At 48.0% G+C, this 25,492-nt stretch carries 19 protein-coding genes; 14 read left to right on the top strand and 5 right to left on the bottom strand.

Going from position 1 to position 25,492, the window contains the following annotated elements; all coding sequences use genetic code 11:
• The first annotated feature begins 63 nt into the window (after positions 1 to 63).
• The 3 genes from B3Z23_RS04605 to B3Z23_RS04595 all read left to right on the top strand — a co-directional run bounded on the left by B3Z23_RS04605 (position 64) and on the right by B3Z23_RS04595 (position 5,256).
• A complete protein-coding gene (locus tag B3Z23_RS04605) occupies positions 64 to 2,304 on the top strand; it encodes a fimbria/pilus outer membrane usher protein (protein WP_294902019.1) in 2,241 nt (746 codons plus the stop codon).
• Complete coding sequence (locus tag B3Z23_RS04600; RefSeq protein WP_294902017.1) at positions 2,295 to 3,251, top strand: Csu type fimbrial protein; 957 nt, start codon at positions 2,295 to 2,297, stop codon at positions 3,249 to 3,251. The genes B3Z23_RS04605 and B3Z23_RS04600 overlap by 10 nt, the downstream gene beginning before the upstream one ends.
• A gap of 853 nt (positions 3,252 to 4,104) precedes the next feature.
• On the top strand, positions 4,105 to 5,256 hold the full coding sequence (locus B3Z23_RS04595; protein WP_294902015.1) for an MFS transporter: 1,152 nt from the start codon (positions 4,105 to 4,107) through the stop codon (positions 5,254 to 5,256).
• A gap of 65 nt (positions 5,257 to 5,321) precedes the next feature.
• Here B3Z23_RS04595 and pflA read toward each other — a convergent pair whose 3' ends face one another.
• The 4 genes from pflA to ycaO form a co-directional block, all read right to left on the bottom strand.
• On the bottom strand, positions 5,322 to 6,062 hold the full coding sequence (pflA, locus tag B3Z23_RS04590) for a pyruvate formate lyase 1-activating protein (protein ID WP_294902013.1): 741 nt from the start codon (positions 6,060 to 6,062) through the stop codon (positions 5,322 to 5,324).
• A 140-nt stretch (positions 6,063 to 6,202) separates the two neighbouring features.
• Positions 6,203 to 8,485, bottom strand: a complete 2,283-nt coding sequence (pflB, locus tag B3Z23_RS04585) for a formate C-acetyltransferase (protein WP_294902012.1) — start codon at positions 8,483 to 8,485, stop codon at positions 6,203 to 6,205.
• A 90-nt stretch (positions 8,486 to 8,575) separates the two neighbouring features.
• Positions 8,576 to 9,436, bottom strand: coding sequence for a formate transporter FocA (focA, locus tag B3Z23_RS04580; protein WP_294902011.1), 861 nt, complete (start codon positions 9,434 to 9,436; stop codon positions 8,576 to 8,578).
• A gap of 324 nt (positions 9,437 to 9,760) precedes the next feature.
• Entirely contained in the window at positions 9,761 to 11,533 is a 1,773-nt protein-coding gene (gene ycaO, locus B3Z23_RS04575; protein ID WP_294902010.1) for a 30S ribosomal protein S12 methylthiotransferase accessory factor YcaO, read from the bottom strand.
• A gap of 298 nt (positions 11,534 to 11,831) precedes the next feature.
• Here ycaO and serC point away from each other — a divergent pair, with 298 nt between their 5' ends.
• The 11 genes from serC to B3Z23_RS04520 all read left to right on the top strand — a co-directional run bounded on the left by serC (position 11,832) and on the right by B3Z23_RS04520 (position 24,629).
• The gene (gene serC, locus B3Z23_RS04570; protein WP_294902009.1) at positions 11,832 to 12,917 is read left to right on the top strand and encodes a 3-phosphoserine/phosphohydroxythreonine transaminase; all 1,086 of its coding nucleotides are present in this window, start codon (positions 11,832 to 11,834) and stop codon (positions 12,915 to 12,917) included.
• Between the two features lie 77 nt (positions 12,918 to 12,994).
• The gene (aroA, locus tag B3Z23_RS04565) at positions 12,995 to 14,278 is read left to right on the top strand and encodes a 3-phosphoshikimate 1-carboxyvinyltransferase (RefSeq protein ID WP_294902008.1); all 1,284 of its coding nucleotides are present in this window, start codon (positions 12,995 to 12,997) and stop codon (positions 14,276 to 14,278) included.
• A gap of 209 nt (positions 14,279 to 14,487) precedes the next feature.
• Positions 14,488 to 15,171, top strand: coding sequence for a (d)CMP kinase (cmk, locus tag B3Z23_RS04560; protein ID WP_294902007.1), 684 nt, complete (start codon positions 14,488 to 14,490; stop codon positions 15,169 to 15,171).
• A gap of 126 nt (positions 15,172 to 15,297) precedes the next feature.
• Positions 15,298 to 16,977 (top strand): 30S ribosomal protein S1, encoded by a 1,680-nt coding sequence (gene rpsA / locus B3Z23_RS04555; protein ID WP_038019813.1) that lies wholly within the window; start codon positions 15,298 to 15,300, stop codon positions 16,975 to 16,977.
• 88 nt (positions 16,978 to 17,065) lie between these two features.
• A complete protein-coding gene (ihfB, locus tag B3Z23_RS04550; protein WP_038019815.1) occupies positions 17,066 to 17,350 on the top strand; it encodes an integration host factor subunit beta in 285 nt (94 codons plus the stop codon).
• Positions 17,351 to 17,576: 226 nt separating this feature from the next.
• Entirely contained in the window at positions 17,577 to 19,829 is a 2,253-nt protein-coding gene (locus tag B3Z23_RS04545) for a DNA internalization-related competence protein ComEC/Rec2 (RefSeq protein ID WP_294901994.1), read from the top strand.
• 34 nt (positions 19,830 to 19,863) lie between these two features.
• Entirely contained in the window at positions 19,864 to 21,612 is a 1,749-nt protein-coding gene (gene msbA / locus B3Z23_RS04540) for a lipid A ABC transporter ATP-binding protein/permease MsbA (RefSeq protein WP_294901992.1), read from the top strand.
• Complete coding sequence (gene lpxK, locus B3Z23_RS04535; protein ID WP_294901990.1) at positions 21,609 to 22,589, top strand: tetraacyldisaccharide 4'-kinase; 981 nt, start codon at positions 21,609 to 21,611, stop codon at positions 22,587 to 22,589. The genes msbA and lpxK overlap by 4 nt, the downstream gene beginning before the upstream one ends.
• Before the next feature lie 154 nt (positions 22,590 to 22,743).
• Entirely contained in the window at positions 22,744 to 22,926 is a 183-nt protein-coding gene (locus tag B3Z23_RS04530) for a Trm112 family protein (RefSeq protein ID WP_294901988.1), read from the top strand.
• Positions 22,923 to 23,675, top strand: coding sequence for a 3-deoxy-manno-octulosonate cytidylyltransferase (gene kdsB, locus B3Z23_RS04525; RefSeq protein ID WP_294901986.1), 753 nt, complete (start codon positions 22,923 to 22,925; stop codon positions 23,673 to 23,675). The genes B3Z23_RS04530 and kdsB overlap by 4 nt, the downstream gene beginning before the upstream one ends.
• Before the next feature lie 60 nt (positions 23,676 to 23,735).
• Positions 23,736 to 24,629: a phosphotransferase gene (locus tag B3Z23_RS04520; protein ID WP_294901984.1), complete on the top strand. Its 894-nt coding sequence runs from the start codon at positions 23,736 to 23,738 to the stop codon at positions 24,627 to 24,629.
• Between the two features lie 4 nt (positions 24,630 to 24,633).
• Here B3Z23_RS04520 and elyC read toward each other — a convergent pair whose 3' ends face one another.
• Positions 24,634 to 25,389, bottom strand: coding sequence for an envelope biogenesis factor ElyC (elyC, locus tag B3Z23_RS04515; RefSeq protein ID WP_294901982.1), 756 nt, complete (start codon positions 25,387 to 25,389; stop codon positions 24,634 to 24,636).
• Between the last annotated feature and the right edge of the window lie 103 nt (positions 25,390 to 25,492).

Here is a 25,492-nt window from a genome sequence, read left to right as displayed (position 1 = left end):
TTTTTATGCACCACGTTGCTTTTATCTACATCTGTTTTTGCCGCGTCGGATGAATTGTTATATTTGACCGTTACTGTCAATGGCACACCCATCAGTGGTCTGTTTCAGATAAGAAAAAAAGACCAGCATTTCTTTATTTCAGCCAACGATGCTAAGAAACTAAATATCAATACGCAGAGATTGAGTTCTGCAGGAAATAATATTGATTTTAGTAGTCACCCAGGCCTGCTCATTAAATACGATGCATTACAGCAGGTACTTAATATTCAGGCGGATAAACAATGGCTTGGCGGAAATCAACAACTTAACAGCATGAGACATGCCGGGCTTATCAGCAACGGGCAATTATCAACGCCGGTAAAAGGTATTGCGCTTAATTATGATCTCTATTCCAGTCAGGATGTCTCCGGTCAGACGCTGACCGCCTATACCCAATTGCGTTCTTTTGGCATCGGGCCGGGAAATTTCAGCAGCTCGTTTAACAGCCGCTTCGAACACCTGAAGGGAGAATCCGACAACGGTACTCAGCGGTTAATGACATCCTGGAGTTATGATAATCCTGATAAGTTATTAAGTCTGACCCTCGGTGATAGTTACACGGGGTCACAATCATGGACCAACAGTGTGCGTTTTGCTGGAATCAGTTTGTCCCATGATTACACCTTGCAGCCGAACTTTAACACCTCATCTCAGGATGTGCTATCTGACACTACGGCGTTACCGTCGACGGTGGATCTATATGTGCAGGGCATTAAGCAATCCTCACAACGTGTAAATCCGGGCCAGTTCACCTTAAACACCACGCCATTTTTTACCGGCAGCAGTACGGCTCAGGTAGTTATCACCGATATCAATGGACAGCAAAGGGTCGTCAACCTGAATCTGTATGGTTCAAATTTGCTCCTGACACGCGGACTGAATACCTGGAGTGTTAATGCCGGCTGGATTCGCGAAAATTATACTTATCGATCATTCAGTTATGACCCGGACTTAATGCTGGCGGGGAACTGGCGTTACGGACTAACTGATGATCTTACACTTGAAGGACACACAGAACAGGGGCAGCCTCTGCAAAACGGCGGTTTAGGATTTAATTATCTGTTATCGCCGTCGCTGGGGATAGTACACAGTGATTTTTCTGTCAGCCGTCACGATGTAAATACCGGCAAGCAGTGGGGCATTGGCTGGCAATGGTCAAACCAGCGTTTCAGTGCTTCTGCGACAGAAACCCGACGTGATAGTCAGTTTCGTGATATGTCGGTATTTACTGAAGGGACATTATCAACCCGTTCTGACAATGCGTTTGTCAGTTGGTCATTCGATCATATTGGTACGCTGGGAATGAGCTGGATTAATAGGCAATATCCAAAGCTACATCAGCAATATGCCGGCCTGTCATGGTTTAAAACATTTGGCCATCGTATAAATATTGCTACCAGTATGACGCAGTCATTAGAAAATACCCGTGATAAAACCCTGTACATCAACGTGACCCTGCCATTATCCGAAAGTGGATATATGTCAGTTCAACGTTCGCAGGAAAATGAGTCAACGAATAATCAACTGACCTTGTCGCGGGTGCTTGATTCAAATAAACCCGGCTGGGGCGGAGATCTTTCTGTACAGAATGGCGATAGCTCTGATATTCACGCCGACTACCGTCAACGCACCCGTTGGAGTGACTGGGAACTGGGGTATAACCGTTATAACCATCAGGATAATTACTACACGTCACTCTCCGGAGCGGTTGGAATCTTTATGGGGCATGCATATGCAACCCGTGAGCTTGGCGATTCGTTTGCCATTGTTGATACTGCTGGCGTTCCGGATATTCCCGTATATCTGCAACACCGACTGGCCGGAAAAACCGATAAGAATGGTACGATGTTTTTGAATGATCTCGATCCATACTTCAAAAACGATATTACCATTGGTGTACTGAACCTACCGGAAGATTTCCGCGCGTTATATACCGAACAGGAAGTCATTCCGAAGAGTGGTGGCGGGGCTGTTGCCGCATTTTCTATTTACCGGACTCATGCGTTGTTGATTACAGGTAAACAACAAGATGGAGCTGCATTGCCTTTTGCCGCGGAAGTCGGTGTTTCTGATAAACAAGGCCATCTGCCAGCCACAGGTACAACGCATACGATTGTTGGCTATGAGGGCAATATATACCTGGAAGACCCTCCTGCCAGTGGAGAGGTGATAGTCCATCGTACCGACGGTGATTGTCGGATCAAATTACCCGCACACTTGCCTGCAGCAAAAAGTGTGGTGCAAATGGAGGCTATATGCCAGTGATCAGAATTTTATTATTAATCATAGTAACAGGCCTCGGATTGGGTTTTTCTGCCAGTGCTTCTGCGGATTCAAACTGCTGGAACGGAGGTGGTACCACATTCAGCTTCGGGACAGTGACTGCAGGTCAGGCAGCCTCTACCTCAGGACAAATACCGTTCACCTGTAGTAATTATAATTCGGTACCTGAATATGTCCGCGCCTGTTTGTACCTGCAGGATACGGCACCATTGGCGATGAATCCTAATGGTGTCAGTGGTTACCCGCTGTATTTTAATCTCTACCCGGGAGGTGATTCTGGCGTTGCTCTTGGCGCCAATAGCGCTGTCTTCGCACAGCAGGATTTTCTGCTAGCGGCGGGGCAAACAACGGAACAGGATTTTACTTTAATTGGCCGCATTGTTGCCGGACAAAGTAAACTGGCCGCTCTGGATTATTACAATTATAGCATATGGTCAGTCATTAAATATGTCTATGCCACAAGCAGTAACCAGTTACCTTCCTGTGCTGCCATGCCGGCAACTAATACCAGGACAGTGCAACTGTCGGCAAATTCAGTAGTTAAAAATGGCTGTATGATTAATGATGTTAGCGATCTGAATTTTGGTCAGCAAAGCCCGGCTACGTCCTCATCTTTATCAGGTACGTCGACTTCAACGGTGACAGTGACGTGTCCGGTAAATACAGCGTTCTCCATCGGGTTAGGGAATGGTTTGCACAGCCAGCAATCAACACGTTATCTGTGTAATACCGAAGATAATCAGTGTGTGTCTTACCAGCTTTATCAGGATGCCGCCCACAGCAAAGTCTGGAATGATACCAATACCCAGACAGTGCTGTCAGCCACCGGCGCAAGCCAGAGCCTGAGTGTTTATGGTGTGGTGCCAACACAACGCTGGCCTACCCCCGGTCACTACAGTGATATTGTGACTGTAACGCTTAATTATTGAACCCTCGCCCATGGACTGACCCTCTAAAGTTGCACAGCCGTTAATACCGCTGGCTGTGCAATCCTTCTTTGTTCTGTTTTTATCCTCTTGTAAATTTGTCTAATCATTTTTTGGTCATATGGTTATCATAATTTTCTATTATTATGATTTTAATCATTAAAATTCATCTTTTTGTTTGAAAATAATTAGTGGCTCTTGTATATCTAATTCAAAAGGCAGCACAGATTGCTTAAGGCATTTATATTTAATTTACGAAAACAGGGCGGAAAGCATAAGCCTGATGCAGTCATTGCAGGGGGAAGAGGATATGCGGAATCCGGGCAGATATACGTTAGCTATAGTTTTATCGGTATTTTTATCAGTTGCTTGTTCAGGTATAGCGTTTCCTTCGTCTGCAGCGATAATTGAGGCTGCAGTCAACGTGCATTTACAGGTTGTTAATCGCTGTGCGATGTCACTGGTCACTTCAGCGAACAATGCACGGATAAATGTGCATTGTAACCGGCCGGTGGCCTACCACATTCGTGTCAACCAAGAACCGGTACAAGTCGCTCAGCAACAACAATTCCGCAGGGTTGTGATCAGTTACTGAAACAGCAAGGGAATGAGCGACCGTTCATTCTCTTGGTGAATATTATTCGGTACATAAAACAATCAAAAAACGACAGGGGTTGGGAATTTTACTTATCATCACAGGTGTGCCACACCATAAAGATCCCACTATTGTTTCCCTTATTATTGCCTTAGAACTTTCCTGCGATAGCAAAAAATGCTCTGTTGATTTTTGTCAATTGACTTTAAAATTGCTGGTGCCATTATTCGCCACAATTATTATTGTTCTGTGGTTATGGCTATGTCTGCATGGTCCCGTCCTGTCTTGCTTTTGCTTTCCGGCTTACTATTATTAACTATCGCCGTAGCGGTTTTAAACACACTGGTGCCGCTATGGTTGTCTCATGATCAATTCGCTACCTGGCAGGTGGGTGTAGTGAGTTCTGCCTATTTCACCGGCAACTTGTTGGGAACGGTGATAGCCGGAAGAGTTATCCGGAAACTGGGCTTTAATCGCAGCTATTATATTGCCACTATCGTGTTTGCCATAGCGACCTGTGCTCTGTTAGCTACCGGAGGTTTTACCGGATGGACACTATGGCGTTTTCTGGCGGGCATTGGATGTGCTCTGATTTGGGTAGTGGTGGAAAGTGCCTTACTTTGTTCAGGTACACTGAGTAACCGTGGCCGGCTACTCGCTGCTTATATGATCGTTTATTATGGCGCTACGGTGCTCGGGCAATTGCTGGTAAGTTTTTTCCCGGACGATGTCGGTTATATAATTCCAATGCTGGTCATGTTTATCATCGTGGCAATATTACCGTTATTCTTTGCCCGCATCAGTACTCCACAAATTGCGGAAGAAAACGGCACTCCAAAAATTCGCACTATGTTTACCCGAAGATCATCGCGTCTTGGTATTAATGGCTGTATTTTGTCTGGTATCGTGCTGGGATCATTGTATGGCCTGTTGCCGTTGTACTTGTCCCACCGAGGGATGAGTGACGCGAATGTCGGCTACTGGATGGCGTTGCTGGTCAGTGCTGCGATACTCGGCCAGTGGCCGGTAGGAAGGCTGGCGGACCGTTTTGGACGACTGACAGTGTTACGGGTCCAGGTTTTTATGGTTATCCTTGGTGCTGTTGCCATGTTATCTCAGCTGGCTATGGTTCCCGCGCTGTTTATTCTGGGATGCTCATGTTTTACCCTCTATCCGGTGGCAATGTCATGGGCATGTGAGCGGGTGGAGCACCATGAGTTGATTGCAATGAATCAGACATTATTGCTGAGTTATACCGTGGGCAGCCTGATTGGCCCGGGCATGATTTCACTGTTGATGGAACATTATTCAGACAATGTTTTGTTTACCATGATTGCCGCGGTTTCATTTGTTTATTTACTGATGTTGTTGCGCAAAGCTAATCATCAGACAACTCCTGTGGCCCATGCCTGATATCAGGAAATGAGTTTAGTAATGATAAAAGGGCCTGAGGGCCCTTTTTCTTTCCGGAAATCAACCTAGTAGATGACTTTATGCCCGTAACCGGCAAGAATGGTTTTGATCCGCTCCATCGTTTCCCTGGAAGGGGGTTTTACTCCTTCCAGTTGGTACTCTTCTCCCATAGTGGTCCATTTATGTTTACCAAGCTCATGGTAAGGAAGTAACTCTATTTTCTCGATGTTTTCCATTGGCGCAGTGAACTGTCCCAGAAGATGAGCTGATTCATCATCATCGCTATAACCAGGCACAACCACGTACCTTATCCAGGTCCGTTTACTAATTTTGTGTAAATGTTCCGCAAATTCCAGCATCCTGTGATTAGGCACGCCGGTGAGTTTCTGATGAACTTCATCGTTGATTTGCTTCAGGTCGAGCATGACCAGGTCTGTGACATCTAACAGTTCAGTTATCACCTGATCATAACGTCTGACAAAGCCGTTAGTGTCCAGACAAGTATCGATACCTGCTTGCTTACAAGCCCTGAACCAGTCACGAACAAATTCTGCCTGAAGAATCGCCTCTCCGCCGGATGCAGTAACCCCTCCGCCGGAGGCTGAAATATAGTGGCGGTAGGCCAACAAATCTTTCATCAGCTCCTCAACGGTGACATCTTTACCCCCATGGAGGTCCCATGTGTCCCGGTTATGGCAATACAGACAGCGCAGCAGACAGCCCTGAAAAAAGACAATAAAGCGAATTCCAGGACCGTCAACGGTGCCACAGGATTCAACGGAATGGATATGACCAGTGACTGACATGCGATGTTTCCTCCGGGGTAAGCTGCGGCAGAAACCGCAGGCCGGGATTGGCAGGTATCATTATGTTGCTGTTGACTAAGGACGTGGTCATTAAGACCAGAAAGGCTCCCGTCGGGAGCCTTTTACCTGAGCCGACAACCTTAGATTGATTGAGTAAAGGTACGGGTAATCACATCCTGCTGCTGTTCTTTGGTCAGGGAGTTGAATCTGACCGCATAACCTGAAACACGAATGGTCAACTGTGGATATTTTTCCGGGTTATCCATAGCTTCAAGCAGCATTTCGCGGTTCATGACATTAACATTCAGATGCTGTCCACCTTCTATGTTTGCTTCATGATGGAAATAACCATCCATCAGACCCGCCAGGTTGGCTTTACGTACATCGTCATCTTTGCCAAGTGCGTTAGGTACAATCGAGAAAGTATAGGAGATACCATCTTTTGCATAGGCAAAGGGCAGTTTCGCCACCGAGGTCAGAGAGGCAACAGCACCTTTTTGGTCACGGCCATGCATTGGGTTTGCGCCCGGACCAAACGGTGCTCCGGCACGGCGTCCATCCGGGGTATTGCCGGTTTTTTTACCGTAAACCACGTTAGAAGTAATAGTCAGTACTGACTGAGTAGGTACGGCATTACGATATGTTTTCAGTTTCTGAATTTTTTTCATAAACCGCTCAACCAGATCACAGGCTAGTTCATCAACACGTGAATCATTATTACCAAATTGTGGATATTCTCCTTCAATTTCGAAATCAATCGCCAGACCATTTTCGTCGCGGATTGGTTTAACTTTGGCATATTTAATGGCAGATAGTGAATCTGCTGCCACGGAGAGTCCGGCGATACCACATGCCATGGTCCGGTAAACATCACGGTCATGTAATGCCATCAGCGCCGCTTCATAACTGTATTTGTCATGCATATAGTGGATGACATTCAGTGCGGTGACATACTGAGTCGCCAGCCAGTCCATAAAGTGATCCATACGGGCCATCACTTTATCGAAGTCCAGGACTTCATCGGTCATTGGCGCTTCTTTAGGGCCTACCTGGATTTTAAGTTTCTCATCCATGCCACCATTAATGGCATACAGCATGGTTTTTGCCAGGTTAGCACGGGCACCGAAGAACTGCATCTGTTTGCCGACGACCATTGGGCTGACACAACAGGCAATTGCATAGTCATCACTGTTAAAGTCAGGGCGCATCAGATCATCATTTTCATACTGGATTGATGAAGTATCGATGGAGACTTTTGCCGCAAATTTTTTGAAGTTAAGGGGTAATTGTTCAGACCACAAAATGGTCATGTTGGGTTCCGGTGATGGACCCATGGTGTAAAGGGTGTTCAGGAATCGGAACGTACTTTTAGTGACCAGAGTCCGTCCATCAAGACCCATACCGGCCAGAGATTCAGTCGCCCAGATAGGGTCTCCTGAGAACAGCTCATCGTATTCCGGAGTCCGCAGGAAACGGACCATACGAAGTTTCATTACCAGATGGTCAATCAGTTCCTGGGCTTCGTCTTCACTGATTTTGCCGGTCTGCAAGTCACGTTCCATATAGATATCCAGGAAGGTGGATACCCGTCCGAAAGACATTGCCGCACCATTCTGTGATTTTACGGCTGCCAGATAACCGAAATAAGTCCATTGTACGGCTTCACGTGCATCAGTCGCCGGCATAGAAATATCACAACCATAGCGGCTGGCCATTTCTTTCATATCTTTAAGCGCCTGGTACTGATCGGCAATTTCTTCCCGCAGACGAATGGTTTCTTCCAGACCATTACCGTTTTCCAGGTCACTTTGCAGTGATCCGAACTGTGCCAGTTTGTCTTTCATTAAAGCATCAATACCGTATAGTGCGACACGGCGATAATCACCGATAATACGGCCACGACCATAGGCATCAGGTAATCCTGTCAGAATGCCTGATTTACGGCAACGCATGATATCCGGAGTATAGACATCAAATACCCCCTGATTATGTGTTTTACGGTATTCAGTAAAGATTTTTTTGAGCGACGGGTCCAGTTCACGGCCATATACCTGACAGGAACCTTCAACCATACGGATACCTCCGTAGGGGATAAGCGCACGTTTCAGCGGAGCATCGGTTTGCAGACCGACAATTTTTTCGAGAGATTTATTAATATATCCGGTATCATGTGAAGTAATTGTTGAAGCCAGGTCAGTATCAAAATCTACCGGGGCATGGGTCCGGTTTTCAATTTTGATGCCCTCCATCACTTTGTCCCACAGTACAGTTGTTGCTTCTGTTGCTGTACTCAGGAAGGCTTCATCCCCCTGGTAAGGAGTATAGTTTTTCTGAATGAAATCACGTACGTTAACGCTACTCTGCCATTCACCGGCAGTAAATCCCTGCCAGGCCTGGTTCATTTTTTCATTAAATTCAGTCATGATTTATCTGCCTTGTTAAGTTGAATTCAGCATACAACCGACAATATTTCGTCAGTCAGTACAAAATCTGTTCAGTGCAGTATCTATAAATTAATCTTCACTATTACCGTTCCGCAAGTAAATAATCCAGTAAGTCAGTCCCACTAACAAACCGCCACCGATAATATTGCCCAGAGTGACAGGAATCAGATTATTGGTAATAAACTGCCAGGGGGTCAGAGAACTAAACTGTTCTGCCGAAGCACCGCTTAGTTGCCAGAAATCGTGAGTGGCGAAGTATTTGATTACAATACCCATTGGGATCATGAACATGTTTGCGATACTGTGTTCAAATCCGCTCGAAACAAACATCGTCACCGGCAAAATCATCGCTAAAGTTTTGTCTGTCAGTGAGTGTCCGGAGTAACTCATCCATACCGCCAGACAGACCAGCAGATTGGCCAGGACCCCAAGGGCGACAGCTTCAGTAAATGTGTGATGCATTTTATGGTCTGCAGTCTGCAGTACATTCAGACCCCATGCTCCGTTGCCGGTCATATGTTCTCCCGAGAGCCAGATCAGACCGACAAAAAACAGTGCACCACATAAATTCCCCAGGTAGACAATTATCCAGTGGCGGGTGAGTTGCCCCCAGCTAATACGGCCGCTGGCTTTAGCCACCACAATCAAGACGGTGGATGTGAATAAATCAGCACCGCATATCACGACAAGAATCAGACCCAGTGAAAAGCAAAAACCCCCAATCAGTCTGGAAATACCAAACGGCAATGAGCCAGTGCCTGTAGTGGCAGTGATATAGAATGTGAAGGCGATTGAGATGAAAACACCGGCCGTTACGGCTAAAAAAAAGGTGGTGAGTGGCGATTTTGACGCTTTATACACCCCGGCATTTTCAGCAACTTTCGCCATAGCCGCGGGCATTAACAAATCAAAAGGATTGTCAGTTTTCACACCAGACCCTCAGGTTTTTCTCTGAATACAGAGTACCAAATGGCAATACTCCCTAAGTTGACCTGGATCAGTTTTAACTGTGTGCAATGGAGGTAATGAGGCGGATTTTTATGAGTTATTAAGGTAACAAATTGATATTTAAGGTTAAAATAATTTTTAATATCTGCTTTATTTTTTGATTGAGGATGCAGTAACCCGCAGGTTAATCATAACCATGGAAAGTGACATTTCAGTGAAAAGGTGCGGTGCCAGTCCGGTGAAATTTCAGACAAAAAAAACGCCGGAAATCCGGCGCCTTGCAATCATAATTTTCTCAACAACAGATTACTGCGCGCTCTGACTTGACCAGAACTGACGTTTCGCTGTCTGAAGTTTCTCGTAAGCTGCCAGCAGTGATTGATGGGCAGGGAAAGCCGTAAGTTCAAGGTCAACCTGGTGCAATCCGTAGAAGGGTTCCTCTCCACTGATGGCTGCAGAAGCTGCCTGAACAGCATCACTGCCATACATCCGGTTGAATGCATTCAGGTATTCCGCCGGAGTACGTTCTTCTTCCAGGGCTAACAACAGCAGGGTTTGCAGGCAACGATAATAATTTGCCCGTTCCGCACTGAATACTGAACTGTTAAACTCGATGGTCCATTCGGTCCAGATCAGTGCCTGCTCTGTATCTCCCCCCGCCAGGGCCAGCATGGCTTTCAGTTCACCCACCCGCAGCGTGGACCAGCCATTATCTTTCCCCGTAGCCAGCCCCAGCAACTCACGGACACGGGTAAAGTCATCCAGACCTTCATCGTCCATCTGAGAGATGAGGTCAAGATAATCCTGAGCCTCCCATTCGCTCCCCGGCAGACTGAGCAAAGTTTCGCGGAAACCAGCACCCATATTATTGTTAGCAAGTAACAGATCTTCTGCCGGATAAATATCAGACATTCCCGGAACAATAATCCGACAGGCATAAACACCCAGATGCTCATAGTCGGCGATATAAACTTCTTTATTTTCGGCACGGAAAATGTTCATCAGCGTCGAAAATTCCTCGTCTGTGGTTCCGGAAAACGACCAGTCTGCAAACGGATAGTCAGGAGTATCTTTAAACATATCCCATGAAATCAGGCCACTGGAGTCAATAAAATGGGTTTCCAGGTTAGTGTGTTCTGCCACTTCTTCGTCATCAAATGTTGGCGGAGTAAATACATCCAAATCTTTCAGGCTACGCCCTTGCAGTAACTCAGTGACGGTACGTTCCAGAGCAACGCCAAAATCAGGATGTGCACCAAAAGAAGCAAAACAGGTGCCGTTTGATGGGTTAAACAGCACCACACAGATGACCGGATACCGGCCGCCTAACGATGCATCATATGCAAGAATTGGAAACCCTTCGGCTTCCAGTTGGTTAATAGCTGCAACCACGCCGGGATAGCGCGCCATGACTGCATCAGGTATCGCTGGCAGGCTGATGGATTCGGCAATAATCCGGTTTTTAATATAACGTTCAAAAACTTCGGACAGACCCTGTACCCGTGCCTCACTGGCAGTATTCCCGGCAGACATCCCATTGGAAACATAAAGGTTGCCAATAATGTTCATCGGAATATAGACCTGCTGATCGTCAGACTGACGGGTAAATGGCAACGCGCAGATCCCGCGATCATCATTACCGGACTGCAGATCAATCAGCAGGCTGGCACCCAGTACATTCTCTGGGTCATAGAAACGGCGCAATTCAGGATCGAGCAATCCTTCCGGCAAATCATCATCTTCGGTCAACGGAAACCATTTTTCATTCGGATAATGGACAAAGTCTCCGGAAGAAATACGGTTACCCAGCCAGAAGTCTGCAAAGAAATAGTTAGTGGATAAACGTTCAAAATACTCCCCTAACGCAGAGGCCAGTGCGGCTTTTTTAGTGGCTCCTTTGCCGTTAGTGAAGCACAGGGGACAGTCACGATCACGGATATGTACCGACCAGACATTAGGTACCGGGTTCAGCCACGAGGCCTCTTCAATATTAAAGCCTAAGGCCTGAAGTTTAGTCTGAAACCGTGAAATCGAATCTTCTAAAGCGGCATCTTTGCCTGGAATAAATGTTTGCGTCATAGCGCCGCGTTCTCCCGGGGAGTGATAAACAGAGGATTTGCTGAGCATGATACGGATTTTCTCTGGTTACTGCTATCGGGCAGTGTGAAAATTACCGCAGACGTCCGGAGGATTCCTGAGGACAACTGACCGGGAACATCAGGGTTCTGAAGTATAAATAAACAGGAAGAGTCAGGGGATTAGCCACAGATGAATAAAAATGTCATTGCGGGGAGATTAGTTATTGCAGCTGTTTTCCTGCAGTGATAAAACCGATAGAGATCCTATAATCCTTTCGATGTAATCATGGTGAGTATAAATGACGCAGGTGTATAATTTTAGTTCTGGTCCGGCAATGTTGCCAACAGAAGTTCTTCGTCGTGCACAACAGGAACTGGTCAACTGGCAGGGACTGGGTACCTCTGTAATGGAGATAAGCCATCGTAGTAAAGAATTTATTCAGGTTGCCGAAACCGCTGAGCAGGATTTCCGCGATCTGTTAAAAATCCCGTCAAACTATAAAGTTCTGTTCTGTCATGGTGGAGGGCGTGGACAGTTCGCTGCGGTGCCAGGAAATTTGCTGGGCAACGCCAGTCACGCGGATTATGTTGATGGTGGTTACTGGGCGCACAGCGCCGTAAAAGAAGCTGAAAAATACTGCACACCGAATGTCATTGATATCAAGGTCAACGAAGAAGGTAAAACTGCCCTGTTGCCAATGAGTCAATGGCAGCTTAATGATAATGCTGCTTACGTCCATTATTGCCCGAATGAAACTATCGACGGCACAGCTATTGATGAACAACCCGATTTTGGTGACAAGATTGTGGTTGCCGACTTCTCTTCTACCATCCTGTCTCAGCCTATTGATGTCAGCCGCTACGGTGTTATTTATGCCGGAGCGCAAAAAAATATTGGTCCGGCAGGTCTGACCATGGTCATTGTCCGTGAAGATCTGTTGGGTAAAGCGCGGAAAGAACTGCCTTCAATTCTGGATTACACCGTACTGGCCGAAAACAATTCGATGTTCAATACACCGCCGACATTTGCCTGGTATTTGTCCGGGCTGGTATTCAGCTGGCTGAAAGAGCAGGGTGGTGTGGCCGCGATGGACAAACTGAATCAGCAGAAAGCTGATCTGTTGTACGGTACCATTGATCGCAGCGACTTCTATCGTAATAATGTGGCTGCCAGAAGCCGCTCACGGATGAATGTCCCTTTCCAGTTGGCAGATTCTGCACTGGATAAAGTGTTTCTGGAGGAATCTCTCAGCCAGGGCCTCCATGCACTGAAGGGACATCGCGTTGTTGGTGGAATGCGTGCTTCAATCTACAATGCAATGCCTCTGGCTGGTGTGACTGCACTGACCGAATTTATGCAGGACTTTGAACGCCGCCACGGCTAAATCTGCAGGAGTTGCAGGTTTTTCAAATTACCCCGTCACTGACGGGGTTTTCATCTTTGATAAAGAGTGATTTTTAAATGCCGGATTCTCTGACCTTACAACCTGTAGCCCATATCGACGGTACGGTAAATTTACCCGGCTCGAAGAGTGTATCAAACCGCGCTCTTTTGCTGGCGGCGATGGCCAGTGGGACTACCCGTCTGACTAATCTGCTGGATAGCGATGACATCAGGCATATGCTGAATGGTTTAACTCTGCTGGGTATCGATTACTCATTGTCAGAAGATCGTACTGAATGCGTAGTGAGCGGCATCGGCGGTCCATTACAAGCATCCGCACCTGTCGAACTTTTCCTTGGCAACGCCGGAACGGCCATGCGTCCGCTGGCCGCAGCTCTGAGCCTCGCGGAGAATGATATTGTTCTTACCGGTGAACCACGGATGAAAGAGAGGCCGATAGGCCATCTCGTGGACGCACTTCGTCAGGGCGGAGCAGATATCAGTTATCTGGAAAATGAAGATTATCCTCCGCTACGTCTGAAAGGCGGATTCCGCGGCGGAAAAATCAGTGTGGATGGGAGCGTTTCAAGCCAGTTTCTAACCGCTTTACTGATGACCGCGCCTTTAGCCAGTGAGCAGACGACTATCACAATCAAAGGTGAACTGGTTTCTAAACCCTATATCGATATTACCCTCAATCTGATGAAATGTTTTGGTATTGATGTTGAAAACCAGCAATATCAGACTTTTGTGATTCAGGGGGGCCAGCAGTATCAGTCACCTGGCCATTATCTGGTGGAGGGCGATGCCTCTTCCGCCTCATACTTTCTGGCTGCCGCCGCCATTAAAGGCGGTACTGTACGGGTGACCGGTATTGGCCGTAATAGCGTTCAGGGCGATATCCGTTTTGCCGATGTGCTGGAAAAAATGGGGGCAGTTATCGAGTGGGGAGATGATTATATCGCCTGTCGCCGCGGTACCCTAAAGGCTGTCGATATGGATATGAATCACATTCCTGATGCTGCCATGACAATTGCGACCACAGCGTTGTTCGCCGAAGGCACGACCCTGATGACCAACATATACAACTGGCGGGTTAAAGAGACAGACCGGCTGGCCGCGATGGCAGCAGAACTGCGTAAAGTGGGTGCCACGGTAGAAGAAGGTCATGATTTTATTCGTATCACTCCGGCACAGACACTAAAGCATGCTGAGATTGAAACTTATAATGACCACCGAATCGCCATGTGTTTTTCACTGGTGGCTTTGTCTGGTACGTCGGTCACGATCCTTGATCCCGGATGCACTGCGAAAACATTCCCGGACTATTTCCATCAGTTGGCAGCAATTAGCCACGAATAATCCGACGATCTGGCGTATTATGGTCTATGGTTAGTGTGAGAGTGCCGGTGTGATTTCATTCCGGCATTGTCAGTTTTAGCGTAAAGTTCTGCTTTTTTGACCTGCTGGCGGCATAAGTCACTGCTACTTCCCCGCGGGAGAGGGTATACTTAGCGCCAGTGGCGTATTTTTATGCCTGAAATCCAGAGTAGCGATGAAGGAGAGATGTAATGACAACGGTGCCGGTAATTACAATTGACGGACCGAGCGGGGCCGGGAAGGGCACACTGTGCAAAGCAATCGCTGAACAGCTGCAATGGCACTTACTGGATTCCGGGGCAATTTATCGGGTGCTCGCGCTGGCGGCTTTACATCACCATGTCGATATCAGTTCAGAAGAAGCGTTGGTACCGATCGCCGCACATTTAGACGTACGTTTTGTCCCGACCGGGGAGGATATGCAGGTGATTCTGGAAGGCGAAGAAGTCACTCATGAAATCCGGAGTCAGGAAGTGAGTAATACAGCCTCGAAAGTTGCCGCTTTCCCAAGGGTACGTGAAGCACTGTTACGTCGACAACGAGCGTTCAAAGAAGCGCCAGGGTTGATTGCTGATGGCCGGGATATGGGGACAGTGGTGTTTCCGGACGCTGCGGTTAAAATTTTTCTTGATGCCAGTGCTGAAGAAAGAGCGCAGCGACGTATGCTACAGTTGCAGGAAAAGGGCTTTAGTGTTAACTTTGAGCGCCTTTTATCTGAGATAAAAGAACGCGATGACCGAGATCGTAATCGTGCTGTGGCACCACTGGTGCCTGCTGCTGATGCGCTGGTCATCGATTCAACCGGAATGACAATCGATCAAGTTATTGATATGTCACTGGAATATGCCAGGTCGCGGTTGAACAAAATCCGGTAACTGCCTCGCAGTTAACCGAACGAATGCTCTACCCTCGTTCCATGGATGGTGCGGGGAATGTGAAACAACCCCATCCGACAAGAAGTCAGATGGACGTTAAATTGAAGAATCCTGAAGATTATCAATATGACTGAATCTTTTGCTCAACTCTTTGAAGAGTCCCTGAAAGAAATCGAAACCCGTCCGGGTTCCATCGTTCGTGGTGTTGTTGTTGCTATCGACAAAGACATCGTCCTGGTTGATGCGGGCCTGAAATCTGAATCTGCAATTCCTGCAGAGCAGTTCAAAAACGCAGCTGGCGAACTGGAAATCCAGGTTGGCGACGAAGTTGACGTAGCCCTCGATGCTGTAGAAGACGGCTTCGGTGAAACTCTGCTGTCCCGTGAGAAAGCTAAACGTCACGAAGCTTGGATCACGCTGGAAAAAGCGTATGAAGAAGCTGAAACTGTTACCGGTATTATCAACGGCAAAGTCAAGGGCGGCTTCACTGTTGAGCTGAACGGTATTCGTGCGTTCCTGCCAGGTTCACTGGTTGATGTGCGTCCGGTTCGCGATACTCTGCACCTGGAAGGCAAAGAGCTTGAATTCAAAGTAATCAAGCTGGATCAGAAACGTAACAACGTCGTGGTTTCACGTCGTGCAGTTATCGAATCTGAAAACAGTGCTGAACGTGATCAACTGCTGGAAAACCTGCAGGAAGGCATGGAAGTTAAAGGTATCGTTAAAAACCTTACTGACTACGGTGCATTCGTTGATCTGGGTGGTGTTGACGGGCTGCTGCATATCACTGATATGGCGTGGAAACGTGTTAAACATCCAAGCGAAATTGTCAACGTTGGCGACGAAATCACTGTTAAAGTGCTGAAATTCGACCGTGAACGTACTCGTGTGTCTCTGGGCCTGAAACAGCTGGGCGAAGATCCATGGGTTGCTATCGCTAAGCGTTACCCTGAAGGTACTCGTCTGACTGGTCGTGTGACTAATCTGACTGACTACGGCTGCTTCGTTGAAATCGAAGAAGGCGTTGAAGGTCTGGTTCACGTTTCAGAAATGGACTGGACTAACAAAAACATTCATCCGTCTAAAGTGGTTAACGTGGGCGATGTTGTTGAAGTTATGGTTCTGGACATCGACGAAGAACGTCGTCGTATCTCCCTGGGTCTGAAGCAGTGCAAATCTAACCCATGGCAGCAGTTCGCAGAAACCCACAACAAAGGCGATCGTGTTGAAGGTAAAATCAAGTCTATCACTGACTTTGGTATCTTCATCGGCCTGGACGGTGGTATCGACGGTCTGGTTCACCTGTCAGACATCTCCTGGAACGCGACCGGCGAAGAAGCTGTTCGTGAGTACAAAAAAGGCGACGAAATCGCTGCCGTTGTACTGCAGGTAGATGCAGAACGTGAGCGTATCTCTTTAGGCGTAAAACAACTGGCTGAAGATCCTTTCAACAACTACATCACCCTGAACAAAAAAGGTGTGATCGTTACTGGTAAAGTGACTGCAGTTGACGCGAAAGGTGCTACAGTTGAGTTAGCTGACGGCGTTGAAGGTTACCTGCGCGCTTCTGAAGCTTCACGCGACCGTATTGAAGATGCCACTCTGGTCCTGAATGTTGGCGACGAAGTTGAAGCCAAATTCACCGGCGTTGATCGTAAAAACCGTGTCGTTAGCCTGTCTGTTCGTGCGAAAGACGAAGCTGATGAGAAAGATGCAATCGCCACTGTTAACAACAAACAGTCTGACGAAGGCAGCTTCTCTAACGCAATGGCTGAAGCGTTCAAAGCAGCATCTAAAGGCGAGTAATTGCCTGATATGACGGACAACGGTGAAAACCGTTGCCCGAATCAGGTGAGCTGTCAAATGTTCCATAGAGGAATTAACCGGAGGATTCATGACTAAGTCAGAGTTGATCGAACGCCTTGCCAGCCAGCAGACACATATTCCGGCTAAGGCTGTTGAAGATGCTGTAAAAGAGATGCTTGAACACATGGCATCAACCCTGGCTCAGGGTGAGCGTATCGAAATCCGGGGATTCGGCAGTTTTTCTCTGCACTATCGTGCTCCCCGCACCGGGCGTAACCCTAAAACTGGTGATAAAGTGGAACTGGAAGGTAAATACGTTCCCCACTTTAAACCAGGAAAAGAGTTACGGGATCGTGCAAACATTAGTGAATAATGTCTGAGCCTGAACTCATTAGATGCTAAAAACGATACCTTAGGGTGTCGTTTTTTTTTTGCCATAAACATATCTGTCCGCTGAATTGCGAGCATTCGAAGAAACGATAACCTTCTGCAAACAACAACTGATGTTGTATTGAGTAATATCCCGCAAACTGGGTATCAGTGGCTAAGTCATCATCCATTGTTACGGCACAATATTCTCCTGACTAACAGGAGAGTATGTGAACGTTATTTCAATCGCCTGGATTACGCCAGCAAGTCTGGTGCCATTGTTATTTTTACCTTCGTTGCCAGGTCCGCTGTTTTTACTATTTACCGCGGTAATTGCAGTCGTGTTACTGCAATCGTCTTATCGGCTGTTATGGATAATTGCATGGTCCGGACTGATTTTTTGCTGGGGAGCCACGGTTGCCCGGCAACAATTACAACAAATTGAAGAGCTGACGATTCTCCCTGTCAACGCCCTGGTCAGAGTCACTGCCACAGAAAACAGTAGACAGAGGATTCGGGTGAGTATTGTCAGAACGGGGCAGAAAATCAGGTTTCCTGTGTTATCTGCCTGGATACCCGCAGGGGATTCAGTCGCCAACTTTTGTGTGGGGCAACGCTGGGAAATGCGTCTCAGATTACGGGCTGTTCATAGTCAGCTGAACGAAGGGGGTTATGATCAGCAACGCCAGGCACTGGCAACCTATACGCCGCTGCAGGGAAAAATTCTCCGGAAAGTACCACTGACTACTGAATGTAATCTGAGACAGCAGATCATTCAGCGGGTGCAAAGCGAAATCGGGTTGATGGAAAGCCGCGGTATACTGCAGGCACTACTCTTTGGTCTGAGAGATGGTGTTTCTCCGTGGGTAAGCCAGTTATTCAGGGACACCGGGGTTGCTCATTTGATGGCAATTTCAGGTATGCATATCGGTCTTGCAGGTGGTGTTGGTTGGTGGCTGGCCGTCAGGATACAGTGCTGGATACCCGTACGCTATATCAGACGGGAGGGACCTCAGACAGTCAGTTGGCTGATAGCGGCGATGTATACCTGGGTGTCTGGCATGCAGCCCCCGGCATTGCGTGCAATGCTGGCAGTCACACTATGGATGATTTTTAGCCACCAGCGATCCAATATGAATAGCTGGCAGGTTTGGATTTGTTGTGCAGCGTTGTTGTTGTTAGCCGATCCTATGCTGATCTTGTCCGACAGCTTTTGGCTGTCAATGCTGGCAGTCCTGATGCTACTGGTATGGTATCGTTGGTTTAACCTGCCCCGAAGATTCAGGTCACTACGGTGCTGGTCTGTGCTCCGGTTACTACATCTGCAACTGGGAATGATGATATTGATGCTGCCTCTGCAAGCGTTGTTGTTCAGTGGGACCAGTTTGTTCGCATTACCGGCAAATTTACTGGCAATACCGGTTGTCTCTCTACTGACATTACCTCTGGCCGGCACAGCATTACTGCTGACTCCGACAGGATATTCGGCACCACTGTGGCAACTGGCCGACCAGAGTGTGATATTGCTGTGTCGTTCGCTTGAAGCCTTACCTACAGGTTGGCTGGTGATTAATGACGTCTGGTTATGGGGGGCACTGGCCTGGGGGAGTCTGTTCTTTGTCCGTGCCGGTGTATACGTCGGCTTCAAAATGTCGGGTATGGCGCTGTTACTGAGTAGTTTATTATGGCGTTTCCAAAGTAGCACCGAAATCTGGCGGGTGGATATGCTGGATGTAGGGCATGGACTGGCAGTAGTGATTAGCCAGCAAAATGAGGCGGTGATCTACGATACGGGTAATCGCTGGCAGCACACAGATGCAGGACAGCGTTTGATTATCCCCTGGTTATTACAGCGGCAACTGGTGCCGAAAGAGGTGATTATCAGCCATCGGCACCTTGACCATTATGGCGGACTTAGCAGTATAAAACAGCGCTGGCCTAACGTTCCTTTGAGGACCGCCCTGGACAGACCACATCATCTGCCCTGTTTCAGAGGGGAAAACTGGCAGTGGAAGAACCTGAAGTTTAACGTGTTATGGCCACCTGTCGGGCATAGCAGAGGGCAGAATGATGATTCCTGTATTATAAAAGTGAGTGACGGGCGCTTCAGTCTGCTTCTTACCGGCGATATTGAAAGTGGTGCAGAAAAAGAACTGGTCAGGCTGGAAAAAGAACAGCTACGCTCAACATTTATTCAGGTACCCCATCATGGCAGTAATACATCATCGGTACCAGTGTTACTGAGAAGAGTAAACGGCCAACTGGCGTTGGCCTCCCTGGCTCGCTATAACAGCTGGAAAATGCCATCTTCCGCAGTGGTCGGACGCTATTATGATGCCGGTTATCGCTGGCTCGATACTGCGGTTTCCGGGCAGATATCCCTGAGAATTTATAAGGATAGCTATCAGGTTTTAGAAATGCGCGAACAAATTTTCCCGCGCTGGTATCATCAGTGGTTTGGCGTGAAAGCCGAATCCAGGTAGAATAAGCCGCAATCTCTAACAACGTGAAGAAATAATGCATCCAGATAAAGATCTCTCAACGTGGCAAACATTTCGCAGGCTCTGGCCTCTCATCGCCCCACACAAAGCAGGACTCTTTGTGTCGGCTGTCGCTCTGATACTGAATGCTGCAGGCGATACCCTGATGTTATCGTTACTTAAACCCTTACTTGATGATGGTTTTGGCAAAGCTGATAAATCAGTGCTGGTATGGATGCCATTAGCCGTTATTGGTCTGATGCTGGTCCGTGGTGTTACCAGCTATGTTTCAAGTTACTGTATTTCCTGGGTCTCCGGAAATGTGGTGATGGCAATGCGCCGTCGCTTGTTCTCTCATATGATGGGAATGCCGGTTGCCTTCTTTGACCAGCAATCGACCGGAACATTATTATCACGTATTACTTATGATTCTGAACAGGTTGCTTCATCTTCATCCAGCGCGTTGGTGACGGTGGTCAGAGAAGGTGCTTCCATTATCGGCCTGTTTATCATGATGTTTTACTATAGCTGGCAGTTATCGTTGATTCTTATTGTGCTGGCTCCGGTAGTCTCAATCGCTATCCGCATGGTCTCTAAACGTTTTCGTGGTATCAGTAAGACAATGCAAAATACCATGGGTCAGGTGACGACCAGTGCGGAACAGATGCTGAAAGGGCACAAAGAAGTGTTGATTTTTGGCGGCCAGGAAGTGGAAACCAAGCGTTTTGATGTGGTCAGTAACCGCATGAGACAGCAGGGAATGAAACTGGTGTCAGCCTCCTCAATCTCTGATCCTATTATTCAGCTCATCGCTTCGCTGGCACTGGCATTTGTTCTGTATGCTGCCAGTTACCCCGGAGTGATGGAAACACTGACTGCAGGTACAATTACGGTCGTATTCTCTTCCATGATTGCCTTAATGCGTCCGTTGAAATCGTTGACCAACGTTAATGCCCAGTTCCAGCGTGGGATGGCGGCCTGCCAGACACTGTTCACAATCCTCGATTCTGAACAGGAAGTGGATACCGGTACCCGTGTGGTAGAGCGTGCAGAAGGTGATATCGAATTCCGTCATGTGACATTCAGCTACCCTGGCCGCGAAATACCGGCACTGCATGACATTTCAATGAAATTACCTGCAGGTAAGACGGTAGCTCTGGTGGGACGTTCAGGATCAGGTAAATCCACCATTGCCAGCCTGTTGACTCGCTTTTATGATATCCAGTCCGGGGAGATTACACTGGATGGTCATGACCTGCGGGAATATACATTGCATTCATTACGTGACCAGGTCGCTTTAGTTTCTCAGAATGTTCATTTATTCAATGACACTATTGCAAACAATATTGCTTATGCGCGTGAATCAAAGTACAGCCGTGAAGAAATAGAAAAGGTCGCTGAAATGGCTCACGCAATGGACTTTATTGGCAAAATGGAACACGGTCTGGATACGGTCATTGGTGAAAATGGGGTGCTACTCTCCGGGGGACAACGTCAGCGTATTGCGATCGCACGTGCTTTATTACGTGACTGTCCGATCCTGATTCTGGATGAAGCGACATCAGCGTTGGATACGGAATCTGAGAGAGCGATTCAGGCTGCACTGGATGAACTGCAAAAGAACCGCACCTCGCTGGTTATTGCCCATCGGTTATCAACCATCGAGAAGGCTGATGAAATTGTGGTGGTTGAAGATGGCAGAATCATTGAACGCGGTAACCATGCGGCCTTACTGGAAAAAAGTGGGACTTATGCTCAGCTCCATAAAATGCAGTTTGGTCAATGATTGATAAGTTATGGAGTGGAAAATCAGGGTGGTGGCGCTTGCTGCTGCCCTTTTCATTTTTGTATGGTGCGGCCAGCGGATTGATTCGGATGAGTTACGTTAAAGGCTGGCGAAAAAGCTGGCGCGCTCCGGTTCCGGTAGTGGTTGTCGGCAATCTGACGGCCGGAGGAAATGGCAAGACTCCGGTCGTTGTCTGGCTGGTTGAACAGTTACAGGCCCGTGGGCTCAAAGCCGGAGTCGTGTCACGTGGTTACGGCGGCAAGTCTGACCACTATCCTCTGGTACTTAATGAGAGTACCACTACGGCTGAAGCCGGGGATGAACCGGTGTTAATCTATCAGCGAACAGGAGCTCCGGTAGCGGTAGCTCCACGGCGGGCAGATGCAGTTACCGCTTTACTGGGCGCGGAGAAGCCTGATGTTATTGTTACCGATGATGGTCTGCAACACTATGCTCTGCAGCGGGATATTGAGATAGTTGTCGTTGATGGGGTCAGGCGTTTTGGTAATGGCTGGTGGTTACCTGCCGGTCCAATGAGAGAGCGGGAATCAAGATTACGCGAAGTCGATGCCGTAGTGATTAACGGCGGTGAGACCGGTCAAGGAGAAATTGGTATGCAGCTTATGGCCGGAGAGGCAGTTAATTTGCTGAGTGGTGAGAGGCGAAACCTGTCCGACTTTTCCCGGGTTGTGGCGATGGCCGGGATTGGACATCCGCCTCGTTTTTTCGCAACGCTCAGGTCAATGGGCATTACACCTCTGGCCGAAATTGCTTTTGCTGACCACCATGCCTACAGCGTTCAGGAACTGGAACAACTCACGACAGCAGACCAGCCACTGTTGATGACCGAAAAAGATGCTGTTAAATGCCGTAGTTTCGCCCGGGCTAACTGGTGGTATTTGCCGGTTACCGCACAGCTTTCCGGTGATTCTGTCGAGCCATTGCTTAAAAAAATTACCGGTCTCTGCCAGTTATAAACTCTCTGCTTCCCGGGTTAACTCACATTCACCCGCTAAAAGTGAGGGGACTTTTTCCCCTCTGAGAAAACCTCCTTACGACAAACAATGTCTCCTGTGCTGGTGGCTGTGGTATGCTAATCAACTGCACCCTGCGGTCCGTGATGGAGGAAATATGGATCACCGTTTACTTGAAATAGTGGCATGTCCTGTCTGCAATGGTAAGTTGCAATATAACCAACAACTACAGGAACTGACCTGTAAAGCCGATGGCTTAGCCTACCCGGTACGTGACGGAATTCCGGTCTTGCTGGAAAATGAAGCCCGTACCCTGACCGTGGAAGAGAGCCTGCCATGAGTTTTGTGGTCATCATTCCGGCACGTTATGCTTCAACACGGTTGCCCGGCAAACCGCTGGTGGATATTAATGGTCAGCCGATGGTGGTTCATGTACTGCAGAAAGCTCTGGCATCCGGAGCATCACGGGTCATTGTAGCGACTGACCATCCTGACGTTGCCGCTGCGGTAACGGCGGCTGGCGGGGAAGTCTGTATGACACGTGAAGAACACCATTCAGGTACTGAGCGACTGGCAGAAGTCATCGCTAAATATGAATTTCCTGATGATACGATCATCGTTAATGTCCAGGGTGATGAACCACTTGTTCCGCCGGTGATTATTCGCCAGGTCGCGGATAATCTGGCAAAAGCGACCTCAGGCATGGCAACGCTGGCTGTTCCGATTGCTGATGCACAAGAGGCATTCAATCCAAACGCGGTAAAAGTTGTTACCGATCATCAGGGTTATGCTCTCTATTTTTCCCGTGCGACGATCCCATGGGATCGCCAGCGCTATGAGCATTCGCGTGAACAGGCAGGAGATACACTGCTTCGACATATTGGTATTTATGCTTACCGCGCAGGGTTTATCCGGCGTTATATTAGCTGGCAGCCTTGTGCACTGGAGCAAATTGAGTTGCTGGAACAACTGCGAGTCCTTTGGTATGGCGAAAAGATTCATGTCGATGTCGCTATTGAAACACCTCAGGTAGGCGTCGATACGCCTCACGACCTGCAACGTGTTCGCGAAATTCTGGCCGGTAAGTAATCTGTGGTGTCAGCGGATACCGAAACAGTTTCCGCTGACAGGCAGTTTTCAGGAGCAAACATGGAACTGTTAAAATCAGAGCTTAGTCTTATCCTCGGTGAATCGGTCAGCAGAGTCGAGACCCTGAACTGTCAGCCTCAGTCTTGTCTGTATGCCCTCTATGATCAATCCGGACAGGCTATGCCAATGGCTGTCCGCTATTTCTCACAGCCAGGTCTGGCAGAACAGGAAGCCAGAAAACTGATGTTGTTAAGACAGAAGGGGACAGTACATGTACCTACTGTTTATGGGGTAGTTCTCAGCGAAAGACCACCTTTTCACGAATTATTACTGGTTGAACGTTTAGGCGGGATCTCTGCTGAAGTCCCGGCACATTCGGCACAGCAATGGGACTCGCTCGAACAGCAAATCATTGATGGTTTGTCAGCCTGGCATAGTCACTCAGCCGACGGGATGAGTGGCTATATTGACAGTAGCCAGAATCTGAGTTGGCCTGACTGGTATTTTCAGTACACTTCAGTACTTTTTTCGCTGTTACAGCAAAAACTACCCGCGGTGATTTCTGCGGACGATCAGCAAATTTTACACCGGACTCAGGTTCGTCATGATGAATTGTTTGCCGATCTCAGCCAGCCGAACGTGATGATTCACGGTAATCTCGAATTAAAAAATATCATCAAAGATTCCCATACTGACCGGCTGTTGGCCATGGTTCAGCCAGGCAGGATGCTCTGGGCTCCGGCAGAGTATGAACTGTTTCGGTTGTGGACAGAGGCTGCGGGGCAGAGTTTGGTCCTTGCTTACCGTCAACGGTATCCGCTGGATGAGGGCTTTATCTGGCGCTGTGCTCTATACCGGTTATGGCATGAGGTAGAGCAGGTGGTGTATAACCGGCCATTTTCTGCCCGGTTATTTGCGCAAGCCAAAACAGACCTTTTGCCCTGGCTTGGCTGATAACTTAACCAGTTAACTTCTGCCACAACCTGCCCAGTGTTTCGTACCAGGCTCGCTCGCTGTGAGATAACCACAGTGCAGAAGGCGTTATTCTTTCCCACCAGTTTAACGGGCTGCTGATAGCCAGTTGGTTTGCAGGTGCAGGGTAAGGGTGTAATCCCTGGCGCTGGAAAAATACCATGGCTCTCGGCAGATGATTAGCAGAGGTTACCAGCAATAAAGAGTGGCTACCCACCACATTTTTTACTGCCGCAGCTTCCTCAGCGGTATCTTTAGGCTGCTCGAGCTCGATAATATCTGTGGCAGGCACTCCCAGAGACATGGCGACTTCTGCGGCAACACTGGCATTGCTGCGAGGATTCCCTCCGGCTTTGGCACCGGTAAAAATTAATTTTGCTCCCGGACTGAGGCGCCATTGGCGGACACCTTCTGCCACCCGGGGCAGGCTGTTACCAATCAGGTTCGATCCGGGCGCCCACTCAGGATTGAAAGTATAGCCTCCCCCCAAAACCACGATATAATCAACTGGCTGTTTTCCCTGCCAGGTAGGGTAGTGATTTTCCAGTGGGGCAAGTAATCGATCAGCAACAGGCTGCAGGCTTAATAACAATAAAATCAGCCAACTGACCGAAATCATAATTTTGGCGGTTTTTTGCCGCCGGGTGAACCAGAGTAATAACAGCCCACAGGCCATTAACAGGATGATGACCGGCAGAGGAGAGAGTAGTGAGCCAATCAATTTTTTAACCATAAACAGCATAAATATCACCAGTTTTGTCTGAAAAAACAGCAGCCGGTCGCAATCTCAGGGATGAAAGCTACATTCTTGCAAGAGCTGTGACAAAATAGCATATTTCGTTCAT

Source organism: Tatumella sp. UBA2305 (genome assembly GCF_002345795.1).
Classification (GTDB): Bacteria; Pseudomonadota; Gammaproteobacteria; order Enterobacterales; family Enterobacteriaceae; genus Tatumella; species Tatumella morbirosei.
This window is presented reverse-complemented; position numbering and strand designations above follow the sequence as displayed.

Bases quoted from the DNA above. Each gene is read 5' to 3' on its own strand.
- B3Z23_RS04600 (WP_294902017.1), top strand. From the start codon at position 2,295: ATGCCAGTGATCAGAATTTTATTATTAATCATAGTAACAGGCCTCGGA.
- elyC (WP_294901982.1), bottom strand. From the start codon at position 25,389: ATGCTGTTTATGGTTAAAAAATTGATTGGCTCACTACTCTCTCCTCTG.
- rpsA (WP_038019813.1), top strand. From the start codon at position 15,298: ATGACTGAATCTTTTGCTCAACTCTTTGAAGAGTCCCTGAAAGAAATC.
- ihfB (WP_038019815.1), top strand. From the start codon at position 17,066: ATGACTAAGTCAGAGTTGATCGAACGCCTTGCCAGCCAGCAGACACAT.
- B3Z23_RS04595 (WP_294902015.1), top strand. From the start codon at position 4,105: ATGTCTGCATGGTCCCGTCCTGTCTTGCTTTTGCTTTCCGGCTTACTA.
- lpxK (WP_294901990.1), top strand. From the start codon at position 21,609: ATGATTGATAAGTTATGGAGTGGAAAATCAGGGTGGTGGCGCTTGCTG.
- cmk (WP_294902007.1), top strand. From the start codon at position 14,488: ATGACAACGGTGCCGGTAATTACAATTGACGGACCGAGCGGGGCCGGG.
- serC (WP_294902009.1), top strand. From the start codon at position 11,832: ATGACGCAGGTGTATAATTTTAGTTCTGGTCCGGCAATGTTGCCAACA.
- ycaO (WP_294902010.1), bottom strand. From the start codon at position 11,533: ATGACGCAAACATTTATTCCAGGCAAAGATGCCGCTTTAGAAGATTCG.
- pflB (WP_294902012.1), bottom strand. From the start codon at position 8,485: ATGACTGAATTTAATGAAAAAATGAACCAGGCCTGGCAGGGATTTACT.
- pflA (WP_294902013.1), bottom strand. From the start codon at position 6,062: ATGTCAGTCACTGGTCATATCCATTCCGTTGAATCCTGTGGCACCGTT.
- kdsB (WP_294901986.1), top strand. From the start codon at position 22,923: ATGAGTTTTGTGGTCATCATTCCGGCACGTTATGCTTCAACACGGTTG.
- B3Z23_RS04530 (WP_294901988.1), top strand. From the start codon at position 22,744: ATGGATCACCGTTTACTTGAAATAGTGGCATGTCCTGTCTGCAATGGT.
- msbA (WP_294901992.1), top strand. From the start codon at position 19,864: ATGCATCCAGATAAAGATCTCTCAACGTGGCAAACATTTCGCAGGCTC.
- B3Z23_RS04520 (WP_294901984.1), top strand. From the start codon at position 23,736: ATGGAACTGTTAAAATCAGAGCTTAGTCTTATCCTCGGTGAATCGGTC.
- aroA (WP_294902008.1), top strand. From the start codon at position 12,995: ATGCCGGATTCTCTGACCTTACAACCTGTAGCCCATATCGACGGTACG.